Source organism: Campylobacter fetus subsp. fetus (assembly GCF_900475935.1).
Taxonomy (GTDB): Bacteria; Campylobacterota; Campylobacteria; order Campylobacterales; family Campylobacteraceae; genus Campylobacter; species Campylobacter fetus.
Map to the genome: position 1 here is coordinate 542,196 of NZ_LS483431.1, position 16,629 is coordinate 558,824.

Consider the following 16,629-nt stretch of genomic DNA (forward strand, 5'->3'; position numbering starts at 1 on the left):
AAGTGAATGATAGACAGACGTGGAGTTCTAGGCTTACGTATATTTTAGCGGTTGCGGGTGCTACTGTTGGTTTTGGTGCGACTTGGAGATTTCCTTATTTGGTCGGACAAAATGGCGGCGGTGCTTATGTTATAACTTTTTGTATAGCTATGATAGTTATAGGAATTCCTATGATTTTAGTAGAAAATGCTATTGGTAGAAGACTACATATCAACTCCGTAGATGCCTTTGGAGGCACGGCAAATGGTAAAAAGATACATAAAGCATGGAAAATAGTAGGTTGGATGGGGCTTTGCGGCGCTTTTGGAATTATGGCTTATTATATGGTTATTGGCGGATGGGTACTTAATTATATTTTTAATATCTTAGTAGGTAATTTAAATTTAAGTAGCGTGACAGATGCCATTACTACGGCTGAGTTTTATGATAAAAATATCATCAACGCACCCTTTGCTATCAGTATAGCTACTATTATTTTTGTACTGATAAACTATGTTATTTTAGCAAGAGGCGCTGTTGCCGGTATAGAAAATGCGGCTAAATATCTAATGCCTATTCTATTTTTATTGATGATTTGTATGGTTATTAGAAACTTAACTTTAGACGGCGCTCTAGAAGGAGTTCGGTTTTATTTAACGCCTGATTTTAGTAAAATCAACACTAAACTTTTTATAGATGTTTTGGGGCAAGTATTTTTTGCGCTTTCACTTGGCTTTGGAGTTATGATAACTCTTTCTAGCTTTGTAAGAAAAGATGAAGATTTGATTAAAACTTCAGTTATCACCGGAGTGTTAAATACGGTTATAGCAATTATTGCCGGATTTATGATATTTCCGTCTCTATTTACATTTGGAGTATCTCCTGATAGCGGACCTAGCCTTGTGTTTAAAAGTCTTCCTATAGTATTTTCCCATATGTTTGCAGGAGAGGTTTTTGCTATAGCGTTTTTTAGTTTGCTTATGATAGCCGCTCTTACTACGTCTTTACCTATTTATGAAGTTTTAATAACCGTTTTAGAGGAAAAATTTAAAATTCAACGCATAAAAGCTATCGTATTTGTTCTTAGTTTTATCTTTATACTTGGCAATATACCATCTCTTATGGCTACGAATATTCTTTCTGAATTTAGCATTTTTGGTAAAAATATATTTGATGCGTATGACGCTATAAGCGCTACTATATTTTTTGTGCTTACATCTCTTTTGTGTGCGATTTTTGTTGGTTGGGTATTAAAAGATGAAGCAAAAAAAGAGATTTGTTATGGTACAAGCAGCCATAAAAAAGTAGTCGATATCTGGTTTTTTTATATAAAATACATTATACCGTTTTTGATTTTAATCGTATTTGTAAGCAGTTTTTATGATAATTTTATAAAGTAAATTTACTAAACTATGATAATATTTATTAAAATTTAAAAGAGGTTTTTCATGCTAGAATTTTTGATAGGCGCTTATCTGATTTATACTATTTACAAGATAACTCTTAGTCTAATAGAGATAAATTTTATAAATATTAATAGTAAAAAACAAGCAGTAGTATTAAGCGAGACTGATTATAAACAAGCAGCAAAAGTTGCTATTATAAATCAGAAATTTAGTATATCAAATACCGTATATTCGGCTATTTTGTTAATTATCTGGTCTATTTGGGGTGCTTCTTTTTTGCAAAATATGATAGCTCCGAATGGCAGTATATTTGAAAATACGCTGTTGGTAGTAGTTTTTTTGCTTACTAGCGCTATTTTACAGCTTCCGTTTGATGCGTATAGTTCATTTGTAAAAGATAAGAAACTCGGTTTTTCAAATATCACGTGGAAGATATTTATTGTTGATACTCTAAAGTCGTTTATTATGATAGTTATTTTTGGAGGATTGGTGTCTTGGCTTATACTACTATGTTTTGAGTGGCTTGGAAATAGCTGGTGGATATGGGCTTTTGGACTTAGTTTTGCTATTATTTTGCTTATAAATTTAATATATCCTACTATCATCGCTCCGATATTTAATAAAGTAACACCGCTTGCAAACGAAGAGTTAAAATCGGCTATTGGTTCGCTTCTTACAAAATGCGGTTTTAAAAGTAGTGGAGTTTTTGTGATAGATGCTAGCAAAAGAGATAAGCGTTTAAACGCATATTTCGGCGGATTTGGAGCCACGAAAAGAGTTGTTTTATTTGATACTTTGATAGAAAAATTAACTCAAAATGAGATTATAGCGGTTTTAGGACATGAGTTAGGGCATTTTAAGCATAAAGATCTTCTTAAAAATATAGCGCTTATGTTCGTAGTGTTATTTTTACTTTTTGCTATATTTGGAAATATACCAAACTCTATTTATTCATCACTTGGGCTAAACAGCGGCGGCGGAAGCTTTTTTATATTTTTATTTTTGTATTCTCCTATAGTATCTGCGTTTTTTGAGCCGATTATGTCGGCATTTTCAAGGTCTCATGAATTCGGTGCGGATGAATTCGGTGCGTCAGCTACTACAAAAAACGATATGATACAAGCTCTTAAGAAATTAGGCAATGAAAACAAAGCTTTTCCTATCTCTCATCCAGTTTATAGCTTTGTTTATCATTCGCATCCTAGTCTTTACGAGAGGATAACAAAGCTTGAAAATAGCTGATGCTTTACAAAGAGCAAAAGAGCTCGGAGGTTCGAATTTAGCTTTTAGCCTGATGGGTTTTCACCTTAAAAAAGATAGAGAATGGATATTTTTACACAAAGAAGATAAGTTAGATTTCGTAGATGAGTTTTTAATACTACTAGATAGATATAAAAACGGTGAGCCTTTGCAGTATATAACTAGATCTTGTGATTTTTTAGATTACGAGTTTGAGGTCGGAAGAGGAGTTTTAGTACCGCGTTACGAGACTGAAATACTTGTGGAAAAGGTAGCGAGTATTGCTAAAAATTTAGAAAATATAAGTATATGCGAAATAGGCATAGGTAGCGGAGTGATAAGTATTAGTCTTGCTAAAATACTAAAAAACTGTAAATTTACAGCTACTGATATCAGCGAAGATGCTCTAAAATATGCCAGGAAAAATATATCTAAATTTGGAGTACAGATAGAACTTTTTAATACGTCTTTTTTAGATGGAGTGGAGGGTGATTTTGATATAATAGTTTCAAATCCACCATATATAGCAAAGGATTATAAACTCGATAAATGGGTCATGAGCGAACCGTCTCAAGCTCTTTTTGGTGGTGAAAAAGGTGACGAAATACTTAAAAAAATAGTAAATTTGGCAAAAGATAGAACAAAATTTTTAGTTTGCGAAATGGGATATGACCAAAAAGCAAGTTTATCAAATGAACTTGAAAAAGCAGGTTTTAAATTTGAGTTTTATAAAGATTTGGCTGGATTTGATAGAGGATTTGTAGCTTATAGATAAAGGAGAAACAATGAAAAGAATAAAAGATTTATATCTATTTTTGCTTGGAATTTGCATAGGCGTGGAGATTGCTATCGGGGCTTTTTTGGCTCCAATAGTATTTTTTCCGACAAAATATATAGGCGAGGGAGTTCTTACTCACTTTCAAAGTGGGCAGCTGATGACTCAGGTTTTTTTGAAGTATAATATCTTGTTGCTTATCGTATGCGCATTTTGCGTAATCTATGAGATTATAAATTTAATAAAAAATAAAGACGAGGTATTTAACTTCAAATTTAGTACTTTTATGTTGAGCTTGATAAATGTTATATTAGGTGCTTCATTTGTTTTTTACTTCACGGATTATATAGTAAATGCACAAAATATGGGGGCCGAGGCTACTCAAACAGCGGCATTTGCAAGTGTTCATAAGGTAAGCGAAGTTGTAATGAAAATAATGATGCTAGCTCAAGCTCTGCTGTTTTTTATGAGAGCATACTCTAAGCGTTAGCTAGAAGAGGCTGCTTTTGTAGCTTCTAACATTTGAGCTAGAGTTATTTGTATCCTCGACATCAGACTTGCTTTTTGAGAATTTAATGATTGGAGCATATCTTTTGAATACGGATTATTGCTATTTTGCATTTGCGAAATTTGTTGTTCTATTTTCATTAATTGATTTTTGAGTTTTGTTATCTGTTTTTGGAGTTTTTGTGTTGTACTCTCCTCTTTTTCATCGCTTGTCGTACTGCTTACGTTTTTAGTTGTCATCTCTTTTTCGTTTTTTAAAGAGAGCTTTATGTTAGATCGATTTTCGTTTGAAATTTGATAGTTGTTTGCTAAATTTGTATTTATACGCATTTTTTATCCTTTTATTGTAAATCGTCATAGGCTTATATAATTTAATATAAAAAGCTTTATTAAAGCTGCTAATTTGTATAATTTTTAAATTTTAAAAGGAATCTTATGCGAATTAGAATTTATTATGAAGATACCGATGCTGGCGGTATAGTTTATCATTCAAACTATATAAAATTCTGTGAAAGAGCTAGAAGCGAGATAGTTTTTAAAGCCGGTATCAAATTTAGCAAAGATAGACATTTCGTAGTTACAAAATTACTTGCAAATTACATAAAACCGGCTGTTTTGGGTGATATTTTAGAAGTCAAAACTTGCCTTGAAAGCATAGGCAAGGCAAGTTTAAGTTTAAATCAAAATATATATAGAACAGAAAGCATAAATCAAGTATTAAAAGATCCCGAACTGCTTTTTACGGCAAAAATCACGGTTGGATTTATGCTCTATGGCAAACTTGGCAGGCTCGAGCCTGAGCTGGTTTCGTTGTTTTCATCTAAACTATAAAATCCAAATTGAGTTGTTTTCATAATTTTCGTATTATAAATAACTTGATTTTCTATGACTTGTTCGTTTAAAAGAGGATTCGCATCTGTATTTATAAAATTAGTATATAAAAAATCAAAACCAAATATCGTAGAGTAGGCTACCCAGTCATAAGTAATATTTTGTCCTAAAATTTCATTTATAGTAGTTATTTCATCGTCTAAAGTAGATATCGAGTTGGCTATATACATATTTTTTCTATCAAGAGGTTGAGTCAAACTAAGAAGTGCGTTGTTGTAATTTATCTGTGTTGATAAAATAGCATACGGATCTAAGTTAAAAACACGAAATTGTGAGCTTAAAAGAGCTGTTTTAATGAGTGGAGTATTTAGAAAAATAGATGCGTTTTTCAGCCTAGAGTTGTTTTGTAAAATCGGATTTAAATTTAATTTATTGCCGCTAATCTCTTTTATATAAGCATTTTGATTGACGCTTAGTATGTAATTGTTTAGAGTATTTCCGAGTCTGCTACCGTCAAAAAATACAGCCACCTTTGCGTTTGAATACTCAAGTAGTTTATCTATCTGATCTTTGTAGTCTATACCGCCGAAAAATATATTTTCAGCTTTAATGCTAGTCGAGTTTGTATTTAAAGTAGGTATATAAAATACTAAATCAGAGTATTGCGGTTTTGAAATGGTTGATATTCCATTATTTGTCAGCGGAGCGATGACATATTTAAATCCTTGTTTTTTTAAATTTAAAATACCGTTTGATAACTTTATAGCAGATTCGTCATCTGTTAAGAAAAATTTTATATTTGCATTTATACCTCTTTTTAATACGTAAGAAAATATAGCGTTTGTAACTATCAAAGAGTAGCTTTTGATCACTTTTTGCGGTATTAAAACGGCTATATTGACGTCTGCTTCTGTTCCCATACGTCTATTTTGCTGCATAGATATCTCGTTTTCAGCGTTTAGAGTATCAAAAAAACTTCTCAAATCATTAGTCGAATATTGTTCATTGTATCTTGCTAAAAAGCTTATATATAGTTCGTTTTTTATAAGATCTTGCAAACATTTTGTGTTGCAAATTTGAGGTTCTAAGTTTATATAAAATATTTGAGCCGGAGGTATTTCGGATATAATCTGAGTTTTTGAAAATAAGATGCTTACGCAAGCCAATATAGTGATAAATTTTTTCATAAATATCCTTTAATTTTTTTTAAATCATCTATAAATTTCTGTTTATGGCTAGGATTTTTAATGATCCAAAAAGCCGAATAAGTCGGCATGATAAGACTATCTTTAAATTTAAAAATACCGCCTCGCACACTCTCAAAAGCGCAATTTCTATCTTTTGTAATCCTAAAAAAAACATCTTTACCAAAACTAATGATAAGTTTTGGTTTTACTATATCAAATTCTTGCTCAAAGTAAGAATAACACTGATCATACCACGTATCTTTTAGGATCATGTCATCTTTTGGTCTGCATTTTAGCATATGAGTAAAATATAGCTTTTGGATATCGATTTGAGCAAGATTTAAGCACTCTTTTAACTCATCATTAAAAGCAGCAGATCCGTTTTTATCTTCATCAAAACTAGGAAAATTCTCTACCAACATAACATTAGAAGATGCTTCTTTACCCCCTAAAACAGCTTTATTTCTACTTTTGCATAGTTCGCAAAGATTGCAATTTTTTATCTGCTCTTCTAATCTTTTTAAATTTGAAAAATTATTTTTATGAGTTAAAATCTCTGAAATTTCAGCTCTATTTATAAATTTATATCCAATTGCCTTATAAAAATATAGTTGGTATAAAATATTATTATTGCTCATTTAATATACTATCTAAAAGGTTTTTAAATTCATATAAATTTATAGTTTTGCTAAATTTTTAAGAGCATCTCCATCTACTCTTAGACTTATCCACTCATCAAGAGTTTTTGCACCTATTTTTTTATAAAATGCAAGGCTTGGTTCATTCCAGTCAAGGCACTCCCATTCAAGCCTTCCAAGAGAGTTATCTATACATTTTTTTGCTAAAAATTTTAAAAATTCTTTACCTATACCTTTGTTTCTAAAATCTTTTTTAACATATAAATCTTCAAGATATATACCGCCTTTCCCAAGAAATGTTGAAAAAGAGTAGAAATAAATAGCGTAGCCTATTATCTTGTTATCTGCTTCACAGACTAATGCGTTTGCGTACTTTTTTATAAATAACGACTCATAGAATATATCTTTTGTGCAATTGACTTGATCGCCCATATTTTCATACTGTGCAAGCTCTTTTATGAGCGATAAAATATCATCCAAATCATCTTTTACAGCTTCTCTGATACGAAACATTTTGTAGCCTTTTGTTTAAATTTAAGGCTACAATTATATCATTATATTAATTAATGTAAGTAAAATTTACCCGAGTCTCTCACCGTGACTTGCTATATCAAGTCCCTCTCTTTCTTCATCTTTTGATACTCTTAAGCCGATTGTTTTGTCTATAATTTTTAATATTATATAGCTCGCTATACCACTATAAACTACCGTTATCGCTACTCCTATTATTTGAATTTTTATACTAGACGTAGCTGCGCTTATGCTTTCATCACAAAATACCGCAGTTAAAATCGCTCCTATGATTCCTCCAATACCGTGTATACCAAAAGCATCTAAGCTATCATCATAGTTAAATTTTCTTTTTATTACTGTTATGACGTAATAGCAAACCCCCGAAGATATAATACCTATAGCCAAAGCGCCGCTTGCATTTACGTATCCTGCTGCAGGAGTTATGCCAACTAGTCCGCACACAGCTCCGCTAGCAAATCCAAGAGCTGAGGGTTTATTTTTATGAATCATTTCAAAAAATAGCCAAGTTATCGCTCCGATTGCGGTTGCAACTTGAGTTACAAGCATCGCCATTGCGGCTCTTGCGTCTGCTGCTAGAGCGCTTCCTGCGTTAAATCCAAACCAGCCAAACCAAAGCATCGCGACGCCAATCAGCGTTAAAACTAGATTATGCGGAGGCATAACTTCTTTTTTATATCCAAGGCGCGGTTTTAATATAATAGCTCCGACAAGTCCTGCGACCCCTGCATTTATATGTACAACGGTTCCTCCTGCATAGTCCAGTACGCCGTGATGTGCAAGCCAACCGTTGCTTTCCCACACCCAGTGAGCTGTCGGTGCATAAACAACTAAAACCCAAATAGCTATAAATATCATAAGAGAGCTAAATTTAACTCTCTCTGCGAAAGATCCCGTAATTATAGCACAAGATATAATAGCAAAAGTCATTTGAAATACGATAAAAACAGACTCTGGAATGCTACTGGCGTTTGGATGAACTGTGAGAGTTTGCTCGCTTGAGACTACACTTACTCCATTTAAAAATAAACGGTCAAATCCTCCTATAAAAGGATTTCCATTCGTAAATGCTATAGAATAACCTATAATCATCCAAAGTACGCTTACCATCGCTACTGTCGTGAAGCTTTGCATCATTGTTGCTAGTATATTTTTCTTTCTTACCATACCCGCGTAAAAGAGTGCTATACCAGGTATTGTCATAAAAAGTACCAAAGACGTGCTTATAAGTAGCCATGCGGTATTTCCGCTATCTATTTTATCAAACGAAACTACCCAATCGCTACTAAAAAGCGGAGCTGTAAATGATATTAAAAATAAGTAGTTTTTCATTTTATTTTCCTATATAGCATCTTCGCCGCGCTCATTTGTACGTATTCTTATAACTTCATCTAAATTTGATACAAATATTTTTCCGTCTCCGGTTACGCCTGTTTTTGCCGCCGATATAATTGCATTTACTATATTTTTAACTTCATGATCGTTGGCGGCTATTTCCACTTTTAGTTTTGGTATATAATTTATCAGATACTCTGTTCCTCGGTAGTTTTCTACGTGTCCTTTTTGTTTTCCATAACCTTTTATCTCTGTTATAGTTATACCGCAGACTCCTATTTTATCAAGTTCGCTTCTAACGTCCTCAAGTTTATGAGGTCTTATAATAGCTGTAACTAACTTCATCTTTCTGCCTTTCAAATTAAATTTTTAAAATTGTATAAAAAATATTATAAAATAAAACTTAAATAATAAAAAATTAGTAGATAATTTAAAATTAACTTTTAAAGTGATTAAAAGAGATCTAAATTTAAAAGCAAACAAAACTTAAAAGGTTTTTTAAGTAATTATTTGATAAAATCCAAGACTTAATTTATGACAAAAGGAAAGTTATGAAAAGAACTTATCAACCACATAAAACTCCTAAAAAGAGAACTCATGGTTTTCGTGGAAGAATGAAGACCAAAAATGGTAGAAAAGTGATAAATGCTAGGCGTGCCAAAGGCAGAAAAAGACTAGCTGCATAGTTATTTATAGATAGGCAAACTTGATTATAGATAGGTTCAGCTCTATTAGCGATAGCAAAGAGTTTATACGTGTTTATCAAGGTGCTAAAAAGTGGCACTTTGAATGCGCAGTTATCTATTTTTTAGAGTCTGATACTACTAAATTTGCAGCAGTCGCCAGTAAAAAGGTTGGAAAGGCAGTCGTAAGAAATAGAATAAAAAGAGTTTTAAGGTCTGCTTTTTTTAACTTTAGTAGCGAGCTTAAAGATGGTATTTATATTTTAATAGCAAAGGCGGGACTAGAAAAAATGCCATTTGATAAAGTAGAAAAAAATCTTAAATGGGCTTTGAAAAAGGTGGATTCCATAAAATGAAAGTAATTTTTTGGAATTTTATTGTTTTTTATAAAAAGTACATTTCGCCAATCCTGCCAAAATCCTGCCGCTACTATCCAACTTGTTCAGAATATGCCTTATGGCAACTAAGATATAATGGATTTTTTTACTCTATAGTTGCTATTTTTTTAAGGATTTTAAGGTGTAATCAACTATTTCGTGGTGGCATAGATTATCCATTAGTAAAAAGAAAATTTACGCCTTATACTATCTTTTCAAAAAACAAACCGTGTAAAATGAATTTTTGGTTTGTTCCTCATAGAAAAGGTGGGTTTTATTTGATAAAAGTATTTGATTCATTAAAGGAAACATAGTGTTAGATAAACTTTCAACCCAAAAAAGACTTCTTATAGCTACGGTTATTTCCATACTATTTTTTATAACTTATGATTATTTTTTTATTCCTAAAAGAACTGTCGATATAAATCAAACTGCTTCTTATGCAGAACAAAATAGTTCATCGGCAAATAGCGCTCCAGCTTCACAAGATAGCATAAATGCTTCAGATAGCGCAGCTCCTGTTACTTCTAATGCTAGTAAAAATATAGTTCAAATTTCGGGAAAAACATATAATGCAACTATAGATGAACTAGGACGAATTAGTAGTTTTGTACTAAATGAGTCCAAATTTAAAGATGAAAACGACAAACAGATCTCTCTTGTGAGTTTAAATCACTCTCCGCTTCCACTAGAAATTAGATTTTCAAATAAAGATTTAAATGAAGAAGCTTTTAAAGTAGCTTATACTAGCAGTGCAGAAACTATAGATGTTACCAAGTCTCCGGCCAATGTGGTTTTGACTCAAGCTTTAAACGGCGTTACTTTGACTAAAACGATTACTTTTTATCCAGACGGAGCTTATGATCTTAAAGTAGAACTTAGTAAAAACGAAGATTATTTTATCACCCCTGGATTTAGACCAAATGTTGTTGTAGATGGATATACCGTTCATGGAACATTAATGAGAAAAAGCGACGGCAGTCTTGAGATAATAGAAGATAAAAAAGCAAAAGGCGACGAGAGATTTACGGGCGTAGATATCTTAGCTAATAGCGATAGATACTATACGACATTATTTTATGAAGTAGATAAAACACTAGATGTTTATATACAAAACGATAGTGCTGAAAATACGCTATCATTCGTAAAGAGTTCGGGTAGTTTTAGCACTAAAGGTTATATAGGTCCAAAAGATCATAAAATTTTAAAATCTATTGATCCAAATTTGGTTGATGTTATAGAATATGGATGGTTTACATTTATAGCAAAACCAATGTTTTTACTACTTAGTTGGCTGCATAATTATATAGGGAATTGGGGTTTTGCCATAGTCGCTCTTACTATCGTGATAAGAATTGTGTTGTTTCCTCTAACCTATAAAGGTATGGTGTCTATGAATAAATTAAAAGATCTAGCACCAAAAATGAAAGAGATTCAAGCAAAATACAAAGGCGATCCTAGTAAGCTAAATGCTCATGTAATGGAGCTTTACAAGAAAAACGGCGCAAATCCTATGGGGGGATGTTTGCCGATACTTATTCAAATTCCGATATTTTTTGCGATTTATAGAGTATTATTAAACGCTATTGAATTAAAAGGCGCTCCTTGGATATTTTGGATAAAAGATCTTGCGATTATGGATCCGTATTTTATACTTCCTGTTTTGATGGGTGCTACTATGTTTATTCAGCAAAAAATTACTCCCGCAAACTTTACAGACCCTATGCAAGAAAAAATCATGAAGTTTTTACCTTTGATATTTACATTTTTCTTTGTAACTTTCCCTGCAGGTCTTACGCTTTACTGGTTTATAAATAATCTTTGTTCGGTTGCTCAGCAACTTGTGGTAAATAAAATATTTAAAAAACAGAAAGAGCAAGCTATTATGGAGAAAAATCATGAGCGTTAAAATAGAGGCAAAAGATCTGCAATCCGCCTATCTAAAAGCTGCAGAAGAGCTCCATTGTTCAGTTACTGATCTAACAGATATAAAAATAATCCAAAATCCAAGTAGAGGTCTTTTTGGGTTATTTAAAAAAGATGCCATTATAGAAGCTAATTGCTCCTCTCTAAGAAAACACCATGATTCTAAAAATAGTTTTAAAGAGTCTAAGAATGACTCTTTTGAGTATAAAAAAGATAGAAAAAAACGTTCTACAAAATACCAAAACGATAAATTTGAAAAAAATGATAAACAAAAAGTAGAAAAACCTACAAAACCTGTAAATATATCAAATTTAGAAGATAAAAAAGAGCCTCTTGAAATTCATAAAGAGGTTAAAGAGATCTTGCATGAACCAAAAACCAAACGACTAGAGATAGATCACTCTATTTTTGATACTTTTCATAAGAGCGATGATGCTAAAAATTCGCCTACTAGGTTAAAACTAAAGCCAAACGACTGCATAGACGAGATAAGATCCGGATTAGAAAAATTATTTAAAGCAAGCTGCTTTGAGATAGAAATTTCAGATGTAAGTGAATTTGATAATGAAACACTTTTTATTAAGCTAGATGGAGCTGACGCTGCACTTTTAATCGGCAAAGAGGGATATCGTTATAAAGCTATATCATACCTTCTTTTCAACTGGATAAACTCAAAATACAATCTTGGAATTCGCTTAGAAATAGCCGAGTTTTTAAAAAATCAAGAGAGTGGGATAGCTGCATATTTATCAGGAGTTATCGATAGAGTAGAGACTACAGGAAGGGCTCAAACAAAACCTCTTGATGGAGTTTTAGTTAAGATAGCACTTGAGCAGCTAAGACAGAGATTTCCTAATAAATATGTCGGTATAAAAAGCGGCGATGAAGGTCGCTATGTAGTCGTAAATGACTTTTACAAAAAATGAATATAGTCGCACTTGCTAGCGCTTATGGCGTTGGAAGTATTTCGATAGTAAGATTAAGCGGAGATGGTGCTTATGATCTGGCGATAAATTTATGTAAAAAACCTCTTATTCCGCGCTATGCTCATCTAAGAAAATTGTATTGTGAAAATATGGTTTTTTTGGATGAAGCCATAGTTATTTATTATAAAGCTCCATTTAGTTTTACGGGTGAGGATGTTGTGGAGTTTCAAACTCACGGCGGCGTTGTTGTAGCAAATTTAATTATAGATGAACTTTTAAGGCTCGGAGCTAGAGTGGCAAATCCCGGAGAGTTTAGTAAAAGAGCTTTTTTAAACGGCAAAATGGATCTAGTTAAAGCCGAAAGCATACAAAGCCTCATAAATGCTAGAAGCGAGGGCGCGGCTAAGATTTTAGCTAGAACAATGAATGGAGAGCTTAGCGTTTTTGTAAATTCATTAAGAGATGAGCTTATAAAAATACTTGCTTATACTGAAACCTGCATAGATTACGCTGATGATGATCTGCCTAGCGACATTCTACATAGTTCAAAAGATCTACTTTTAAATTCCTACAAAAAACTAGAGCATATTATAAATATTTCAAATTCAAAAAAAGGTCTTATCGATGGATATAAAGTAGCTATAATTGGTAGGCCAAATGTCGGTAAGAGTTCTATTTTAAATTCACTTTTACACTATGAAAGAGCTATCACTAGCGAGACTGCCGGTACTACTAGAGATACTATAGAAGAGCAGATAAAATTTGGATCTCATTTGGTTCGTATCATCGATACTGCGGGTATTAGAGATGAGTTTGATAGTAGTATAGAAGCCGCCGGAATAGAGTATTCAAAAAGAGCCGCAAGAGAAGCCGATATTATATTTTGTGTATTTGATAGCTCACAAAAAGCTAGTTTAGAAGATAGGCAAATTTTGGAATTTATATCAAATTTAAATAAAAAAACTATTTATGTATTAAACAAATCCGATTTGGAATTTAAATTTGATATAAGCTTAAATGCTGTTTTAGTATCTGCTAAGCTAGACTCTACTCCGCTTAGTAAAGAGCTTGAGTCTTACTTAAACTCACAAGATACAAACGATATAATGCTAAGCTCAAATCGACAAATAGAAGCTTCAAGGTTAGCTAGCGAGGCGATTAAAAATGCACTTGAATTGTTAAATGAAAGTGAGTTAGAGTTATTTGCTTATGAATTAAATATCGCTTTAAAACATATAGGAAGTATAACAAAACCTATGGAAAATAGTGAATTATTAGACAAGATGTTTAGCAGTTTTTGCTTAGGAAAATAATCTTTTTAGAGGTGAAAAATGGACAAAAAAATAGTTAAAGCTCATAAAATAAGTGATAGCGAGTATGCAAAGATATTAGAAATTCTTGGCCGTGAGCCAAATTTGCTTGAACTTGGGATATTTTCAGCTATGTGGAGCGAGCATTGTAGCTATAAATCAAGTAAAAAATACCTAAACGGTTTTCCGACTAAAGCTCCTTGGGTTATACAAGGACCGGGTGAAAATGCCGGAGTTATTGACTGCGGAGATGGCGTGGCTGCCGTATTTAAGATGGAAAGCCACAATCATCCAAGCTTTATAGAGCCTTTTCAAGGAGCAGCGACTGGAGTCGGCGGTATTTTCAGAGATATATTTACTATGGGAGCTAGAGTCGAGGCTAGTTTAAACTCTCTTAGATTTGGTGAGATAAGAGGAGAGGATCCTTTAAATAGACACCAAAGATATCTTGTAAAAGGCGTTGTAGGCGGTATCGGTCACTATGGAAATTGTATGGGAGTTCCTACTGTAGGAGGCGAAACCACGTTTGATCCTAGTTTTAATGGAAATATTTTGGTTAATGCTTTTGCCCTTGGAATTTGTAAAAAAAATGAGATATTTTACGCTAAAGCAGAAGGCGTTGGAAATCCAGTAATTTATGTAGGTTCAAAAACAGGTCGTGATGGTCTAGGCGGCGCAGTTATGGCAAGCGATAGTTTTAATGAAGAAAATAAAAGCTTACGTCCAACTGTTCAAGTAGGCGATCCGTTTGCTGAGAAGCTGCTCATGGAAGCTTGTTTGGAGTTATTTAAACAAGATTATATAGTAGGTATTCAAGATATGGGTGCAGCAGGGCTTACTTCTAGCAGTTTTGAGATGGCAGGACACAGTAGCAGTGGTATGAAAATGTATCTCGATAAAGTTCCTATGAGAGAAGATGGTATGACTCCATATGATCTTATGCTTAGTGAATCTCAAGAAAGAATGCTTATTTGCGCTAAAAAAGGTTGCGAAGATAAGATAAAAGAGATATTTGCAAAATGGGATCTCTCGGCTGAAATCATAGGTGAGGTAACAGATACTGGTATTATGGAGTTATTCTGGCATGATGAGTTAGTAGGAAGTATTCCTATAGATCCGCTTAGCGAGGCTGCGCCTGTGCTTGATAGAGCCGTCAAAAGACCTGCTTATCTAGGCGAGATAAAGGATTTAAATTTAGAAAATTATCCTAAATTTAAAAATCAAGATGCATTTTTGAAGCTATTAAAAGATCCAAATATAAGCAATAAATCATTGATTTATGATCAATATGATGCAAATATCGGCACAAATACGATTAAAAAACCGGGAAATCTAGGTGCTGCTATTATAAGAATAAAAGAAAACGGCAGAGCCATTAGTATGGGTATGGAGTGCAACACTAGACATAATTACGTAAATCCAAAAATCGGTGCAGCAGCAGCAGTCGCGGCAAGCGGCAGAAAAGTTGCTATGAGTGGCGCAACTCCGCTAGCTATAACTGATTGTTTGAACTACGGAAATCCGCAAAATCCAGAAGTTATGTGGCAGTTTGCAAATGGCTGTGAGGGTATAAAAGAAGCGTGCGCCGCTTTGCAAACCCCGGTAGTTAGCGGAAATGTTAGTTTATATAATGAAACAGATGGAGTAAGCGTTCAACCGACGCCCGCTATAGTAACTGTTGGAGTAAATGAGAACGCAGACAAGAGCCTAAATAGTATTTTTAAAAACTCAGGTACAGCCGTATATTTGCTAGGCGATACTAGCGGAGAGTTTGGCGGAAGTTTATATGTGAATGCCTTATATGGAGTTTGCAAAGGCGAGTTGAAGGAGATCGACTATAAAAAAGAGAGAGCTCTTTGGGACCTTGTTATAGAGGCAAATAAAATAGGTATTTTAGAGTTTGCGAATTCCGTAGGAGTAGGTGGAGTTGCTATGACTTTGGCCAAAATGAGCGCCGTTTCAAATTTAGGTTTTGATGGCGAATGTAAATTTGATGATTCAAAATGGATTTTTGATGAAAGTTTTTCACGCGCCGTTGTTGGAGTAAAAGATGAGAGTAAATTTAAAGAATTAGCAGATAAACACTCTGTCAAATTTGAAAAAATCGGCTTAAGCACAGGAGAAATATTTAGACTAAATGATATTAAAATAAATTTAAATGAACTAAAAAATATATATTTTAATGAGTTCTCTAAAATAATTAAAAGCGAAGATTGATGCATATTTTCATTATAATTGCGATTGTTGTTGCTATTTTTTATATTCTTAGTAAGAGTTATATAAAAAAACCCACCGTAAATTTCGGCGGAAATTTTGATAATAGATCTTTTGATATTTTAGATGCTAAGTTTTTCGTAAGACTTATAGCAAAAGTTGCAAAAAGCGATGGAGTTGTATCTAAAGAAGAGGCTTATTATATATCTTTAATATTTGATGATATATGCAATAAACTTAAAAATGCAAGTATCAGATATGAATTAAAAGAAACTTACGAAATAGAAAAAAATAGTTCAAATACTGCATTTAGCATAGCTTTAGAGTATAAGACCAAGCTTAAGCTTAGTGAGCAAGCTTGTGTAAATATAGTTATGTTTTTACTAAATTTAGCTTACATAGACGGCGAGTTCAACAGCGCTGAAAAAGAGATCTTAAATGAAGTTTGTGACGGATTTGGTATCGGTAAGTTTATAAAAGATACTCTGTTTGAGCGTTTTGAAAGCGAGTTTAGAAATAAACAAAGTAACCAAAATACTACTAACAAAGATCCGTATGAGGTTTTAGAGATCAATAAAGACGCTAGTTTTGATGAGATAAAAAAACAATATAGAAAACTTGCTAAACAAAATCATCCTGATTTCTTAATGGGGGCAGACGAAAAAGTCATTAGTAACGCTACAAAGAGACTTCAAGAGATAAATGAAGCTTACGCGGATTTAAAAGCTAAGTTTGGAAAATAGATATTAAATTTAAAAAAGGAGA

General features: G+C 33.0%; 19 protein-coding genes. 13 read left to right on the forward strand and 6 right to left on the reverse strand.

Annotation, left to right across the window (positions count from 1 at the left end):
- The first annotated feature begins 2 nt into the window (after nt 1-2).
- From DQN38_RS02690 to DQN38_RS02705, 4 genes are read left to right on the forward strand one after another with little or no spacing between them, the layout of a single operon-like run.
- A complete protein-coding gene (locus DQN38_RS02690) occupies nt 3-1,379 on the forward strand; it encodes a sodium-dependent transporter (RefSeq protein WP_002848901.1) in 1,377 nt (458 codons plus the stop codon).
- A gap of 48 nt (nt 1,380-1,427) precedes the next feature.
- Nucleotides 1,428-2,627, forward strand: a complete 1,200-nt coding sequence (locus DQN38_RS02695; RefSeq protein ID WP_065843769.1) for a M48 family metallopeptidase — start codon at nt 1,428-1,430, stop codon at nt 2,625-2,627.
- Nucleotides 2,614-3,399, forward strand: a complete 786-nt coding sequence (gene prmC / locus DQN38_RS02700; RefSeq protein ID WP_065843768.1) for a peptide chain release factor N(5)-glutamine methyltransferase — start codon at nt 2,614-2,616, stop codon at nt 3,397-3,399. The genes DQN38_RS02695 and prmC overlap by 14 nt, the downstream gene beginning before the upstream one ends.
- 10 nt (nt 3,400-3,409) lie before the next feature.
- Nucleotides 3,410-3,889: a DUF4149 domain-containing protein gene (locus tag DQN38_RS02705; protein WP_002848912.1), complete on the forward strand. Its 480-nt coding sequence runs from the start codon at nt 3,410-3,412 to the stop codon at nt 3,887-3,889.
- Here the strand turns inward: DQN38_RS02705 and DQN38_RS02710 are convergent.
- Complete coding sequence (locus tag DQN38_RS02710) at nt 3,886-4,236, reverse strand: hypothetical protein (RefSeq protein WP_002848914.1); 351 nt, start codon at nt 4,234-4,236, stop codon at nt 3,886-3,888. The genes DQN38_RS02705 and DQN38_RS02710 overlap by 4 nt on opposite strands.
- A 105-nt stretch (nt 4,237-4,341) precedes the next feature.
- On the opposite strand from DQN38_RS02710, the gene DQN38_RS02715 reads away from it, so the two are divergent.
- Nucleotides 4,342-4,737: a YbgC/FadM family acyl-CoA thioesterase gene (locus tag DQN38_RS02715; RefSeq protein ID WP_002848915.1), complete on the forward strand. Its 396-nt coding sequence runs from the start codon at nt 4,342-4,344 to the stop codon at nt 4,735-4,737.
- Here DQN38_RS02715 and DQN38_RS02720 read toward each other — a convergent pair.
- The 5 genes from DQN38_RS02720 to DQN38_RS02740 all read right to left on the reverse strand — a co-directional run bounded on the left by DQN38_RS02720 (nt 4,677) and on the right by DQN38_RS02740 (nt 8,773).
- On the reverse strand, nt 4,677-5,924 hold the full coding sequence (locus tag DQN38_RS02720; protein ID WP_065843767.1) for a hypothetical protein: 1,248 nt from the start codon (nt 5,922-5,924) through the stop codon (nt 4,677-4,679). The genes DQN38_RS02715 and DQN38_RS02720 overlap by 61 nt on opposite strands.
- Entirely contained in the window at nt 5,921-6,562 is a 642-nt protein-coding gene (locus DQN38_RS02725) for a uracil-DNA glycosylase family protein (protein ID WP_065843766.1), read from the reverse strand. The genes DQN38_RS02720 and DQN38_RS02725 overlap by 4 nt, the downstream gene beginning before the upstream one ends.
- Before the next feature lie 39 nt (nt 6,563-6,601).
- Nucleotides 6,602-7,075 carry a GNAT family N-acetyltransferase gene (locus DQN38_RS02730; RefSeq protein WP_002848918.1) on the reverse strand — a complete coding sequence of 158 codons (474 nt, stop codon included), beginning with the start codon at nt 7,073-7,075 and terminating at the stop codon, nt 6,602-6,604.
- Between the two features lie 66 nt (nt 7,076-7,141).
- Complete coding sequence (locus DQN38_RS02735) at nt 7,142-8,425, reverse strand: ammonium transporter (protein ID WP_002848919.1); 1,284 nt, start codon at nt 8,423-8,425, stop codon at nt 7,142-7,144.
- Between the two features lie 9 nt (nt 8,426-8,434).
- The gene (locus tag DQN38_RS02740; RefSeq protein ID WP_065844137.1) at nt 8,435-8,773 is read right to left on the reverse strand and encodes a P-II family nitrogen regulator; all 339 of its coding nucleotides are present in this window, start codon (nt 8,771-8,773) and stop codon (nt 8,435-8,437) included.
- A 206-nt stretch (nt 8,774-8,979) separates the two neighbouring features.
- Between DQN38_RS02740 and rpmH the strand changes: the two genes are divergently transcribed.
- From rpmH to DQN38_RS02780, 8 genes are read left to right on the forward strand one after another with little or no spacing between them, the layout of a single operon-like run.
- Nucleotides 8,980-9,114: a 50S ribosomal protein L34 gene (gene rpmH / locus DQN38_RS02745; protein ID WP_002848923.1), complete on the forward strand. Its 135-nt coding sequence runs from the start codon at nt 8,980-8,982 to the stop codon at nt 9,112-9,114.
- 26 nt (nt 9,115-9,140) lie between these two features.
- The gene (gene rnpA, locus DQN38_RS02750) at nt 9,141-9,467 is read left to right on the forward strand and encodes a ribonuclease P protein component (protein ID WP_029662475.1); all 327 of its coding nucleotides are present in this window, start codon (nt 9,141-9,143) and stop codon (nt 9,465-9,467) included.
- Complete coding sequence (gene yidD, locus DQN38_RS02755; RefSeq protein WP_223261879.1) at nt 9,434-9,802, forward strand: membrane protein insertion efficiency factor YidD; 369 nt, start codon at nt 9,434-9,436, stop codon at nt 9,800-9,802. The genes rnpA and yidD overlap by 34 nt, the downstream gene beginning before the upstream one ends.
- Nucleotides 9,802-11,397 (forward strand): membrane protein insertase YidC, encoded by a 1,596-nt coding sequence (gene yidC, locus DQN38_RS02760; RefSeq protein WP_038453047.1) that lies wholly within the window; start codon nt 9,802-9,804, stop codon nt 11,395-11,397. Before yidD ends, yidC begins: the two co-directional genes overlap by 1 nt.
- Nucleotides 11,387-12,340, forward strand: coding sequence for a Jag N-terminal domain-containing protein (locus tag DQN38_RS02765; RefSeq protein WP_011731867.1), 954 nt, complete (start codon nt 11,387-11,389; stop codon nt 12,338-12,340). The genes yidC and DQN38_RS02765 overlap by 11 nt, the downstream gene beginning before the upstream one ends.
- On the forward strand, nt 12,337-13,653 hold the full coding sequence (gene mnmE, locus DQN38_RS02770) for a tRNA uridine-5-carboxymethylaminomethyl(34) synthesis GTPase MnmE (RefSeq protein ID WP_038453051.1): 1,317 nt from the start codon (nt 12,337-12,339) through the stop codon (nt 13,651-13,653). The genes DQN38_RS02765 and mnmE overlap by 4 nt, the downstream gene beginning before the upstream one ends.
- 18 nt (nt 13,654-13,671) lie before the next feature.
- Complete coding sequence (gene purL, locus DQN38_RS02775) at nt 13,672-15,867, forward strand: phosphoribosylformylglycinamidine synthase subunit PurL (RefSeq protein ID WP_038453052.1); 2,196 nt, start codon at nt 13,672-13,674, stop codon at nt 15,865-15,867.
- The gene (locus DQN38_RS02780; protein ID WP_002848930.1) at nt 15,867-16,607 is read left to right on the forward strand and encodes a DnaJ domain-containing protein; all 741 of its coding nucleotides are present in this window, start codon (nt 15,867-15,869) and stop codon (nt 16,605-16,607) included. The genes purL and DQN38_RS02780 overlap by 1 nt, the downstream gene beginning before the upstream one ends.
- The last annotated feature ends 22 nt before the right edge of the window (nt 16,608-16,629 follow it).

Excerpts from the sequence above, each read along its gene's own strand:
- DQN38_RS02695 (WP_065843769.1), top strand. The coding sequence starts at position 1,428 with ATGCTAGAATTTTTGATAGGCGCTTATCTGATTTATACTATTTACAAG.
- yidD (WP_223261879.1), top strand. The coding sequence starts at position 9,434 with ATGGGCTTTGAAAAAGGTGGATTCCATAAAATGAAAGTAATTTTTTGG.
- DQN38_RS02765 (WP_011731867.1), top strand. The coding sequence starts at position 11,387 with ATGAGCGTTAAAATAGAGGCAAAAGATCTGCAATCCGCCTATCTAAAA.
- DQN38_RS02735 (WP_002848919.1), bottom strand. The coding sequence starts at position 8,425 with ATGAAAAACTACTTATTTTTAATATCATTTACAGCTCCGCTTTTTAGT.
- DQN38_RS02715 (WP_002848915.1), top strand. The coding sequence starts at position 4,342 with ATGCGAATTAGAATTTATTATGAAGATACCGATGCTGGCGGTATAGTT.
- DQN38_RS02730 (WP_002848918.1), bottom strand. The coding sequence starts at position 7,075 with ATGTTTCGTATCAGAGAAGCTGTAAAAGATGATTTGGATGATATTTTA.
- rpmH (WP_002848923.1), top strand. The coding sequence starts at position 8,980 with ATGAAAAGAACTTATCAACCACATAAAACTCCTAAAAAGAGAACTCAT.
- purL (WP_038453052.1), top strand. The coding sequence starts at position 13,672 with ATGGACAAAAAAATAGTTAAAGCTCATAAAATAAGTGATAGCGAGTAT.
- DQN38_RS02780 (WP_002848930.1), top strand. The coding sequence starts at position 15,867 with ATGCATATTTTCATTATAATTGCGATTGTTGTTGCTATTTTTTATATT.
- DQN38_RS02720 (WP_065843767.1), bottom strand. The coding sequence starts at position 5,924 with ATGAAAAAATTTATCACTATATTGGCTTGCGTAAGCATCTTATTTTCA.
- mnmE (WP_038453051.1), top strand. The coding sequence starts at position 12,337 with ATGAATATAGTCGCACTTGCTAGCGCTTATGGCGTTGGAAGTATTTCG.
- DQN38_RS02710 (WP_002848914.1), bottom strand. The coding sequence starts at position 4,236 with ATGCGTATAAATACAAATTTAGCAAACAACTATCAAATTTCAAACGAA.
- DQN38_RS02705 (WP_002848912.1), top strand. The coding sequence starts at position 3,410 with ATGAAAAGAATAAAAGATTTATATCTATTTTTGCTTGGAATTTGCATA.
- DQN38_RS02725 (WP_065843766.1), bottom strand. The coding sequence starts at position 6,562 with ATGAGCAATAATAATATTTTATACCAACTATATTTTTATAAGGCAATT.
- DQN38_RS02740 (WP_065844137.1), bottom strand. The coding sequence starts at position 8,773 with ATGAAGTTAGTTACAGCTATTATAAGACCTCATAAACTTGAGGACGTT.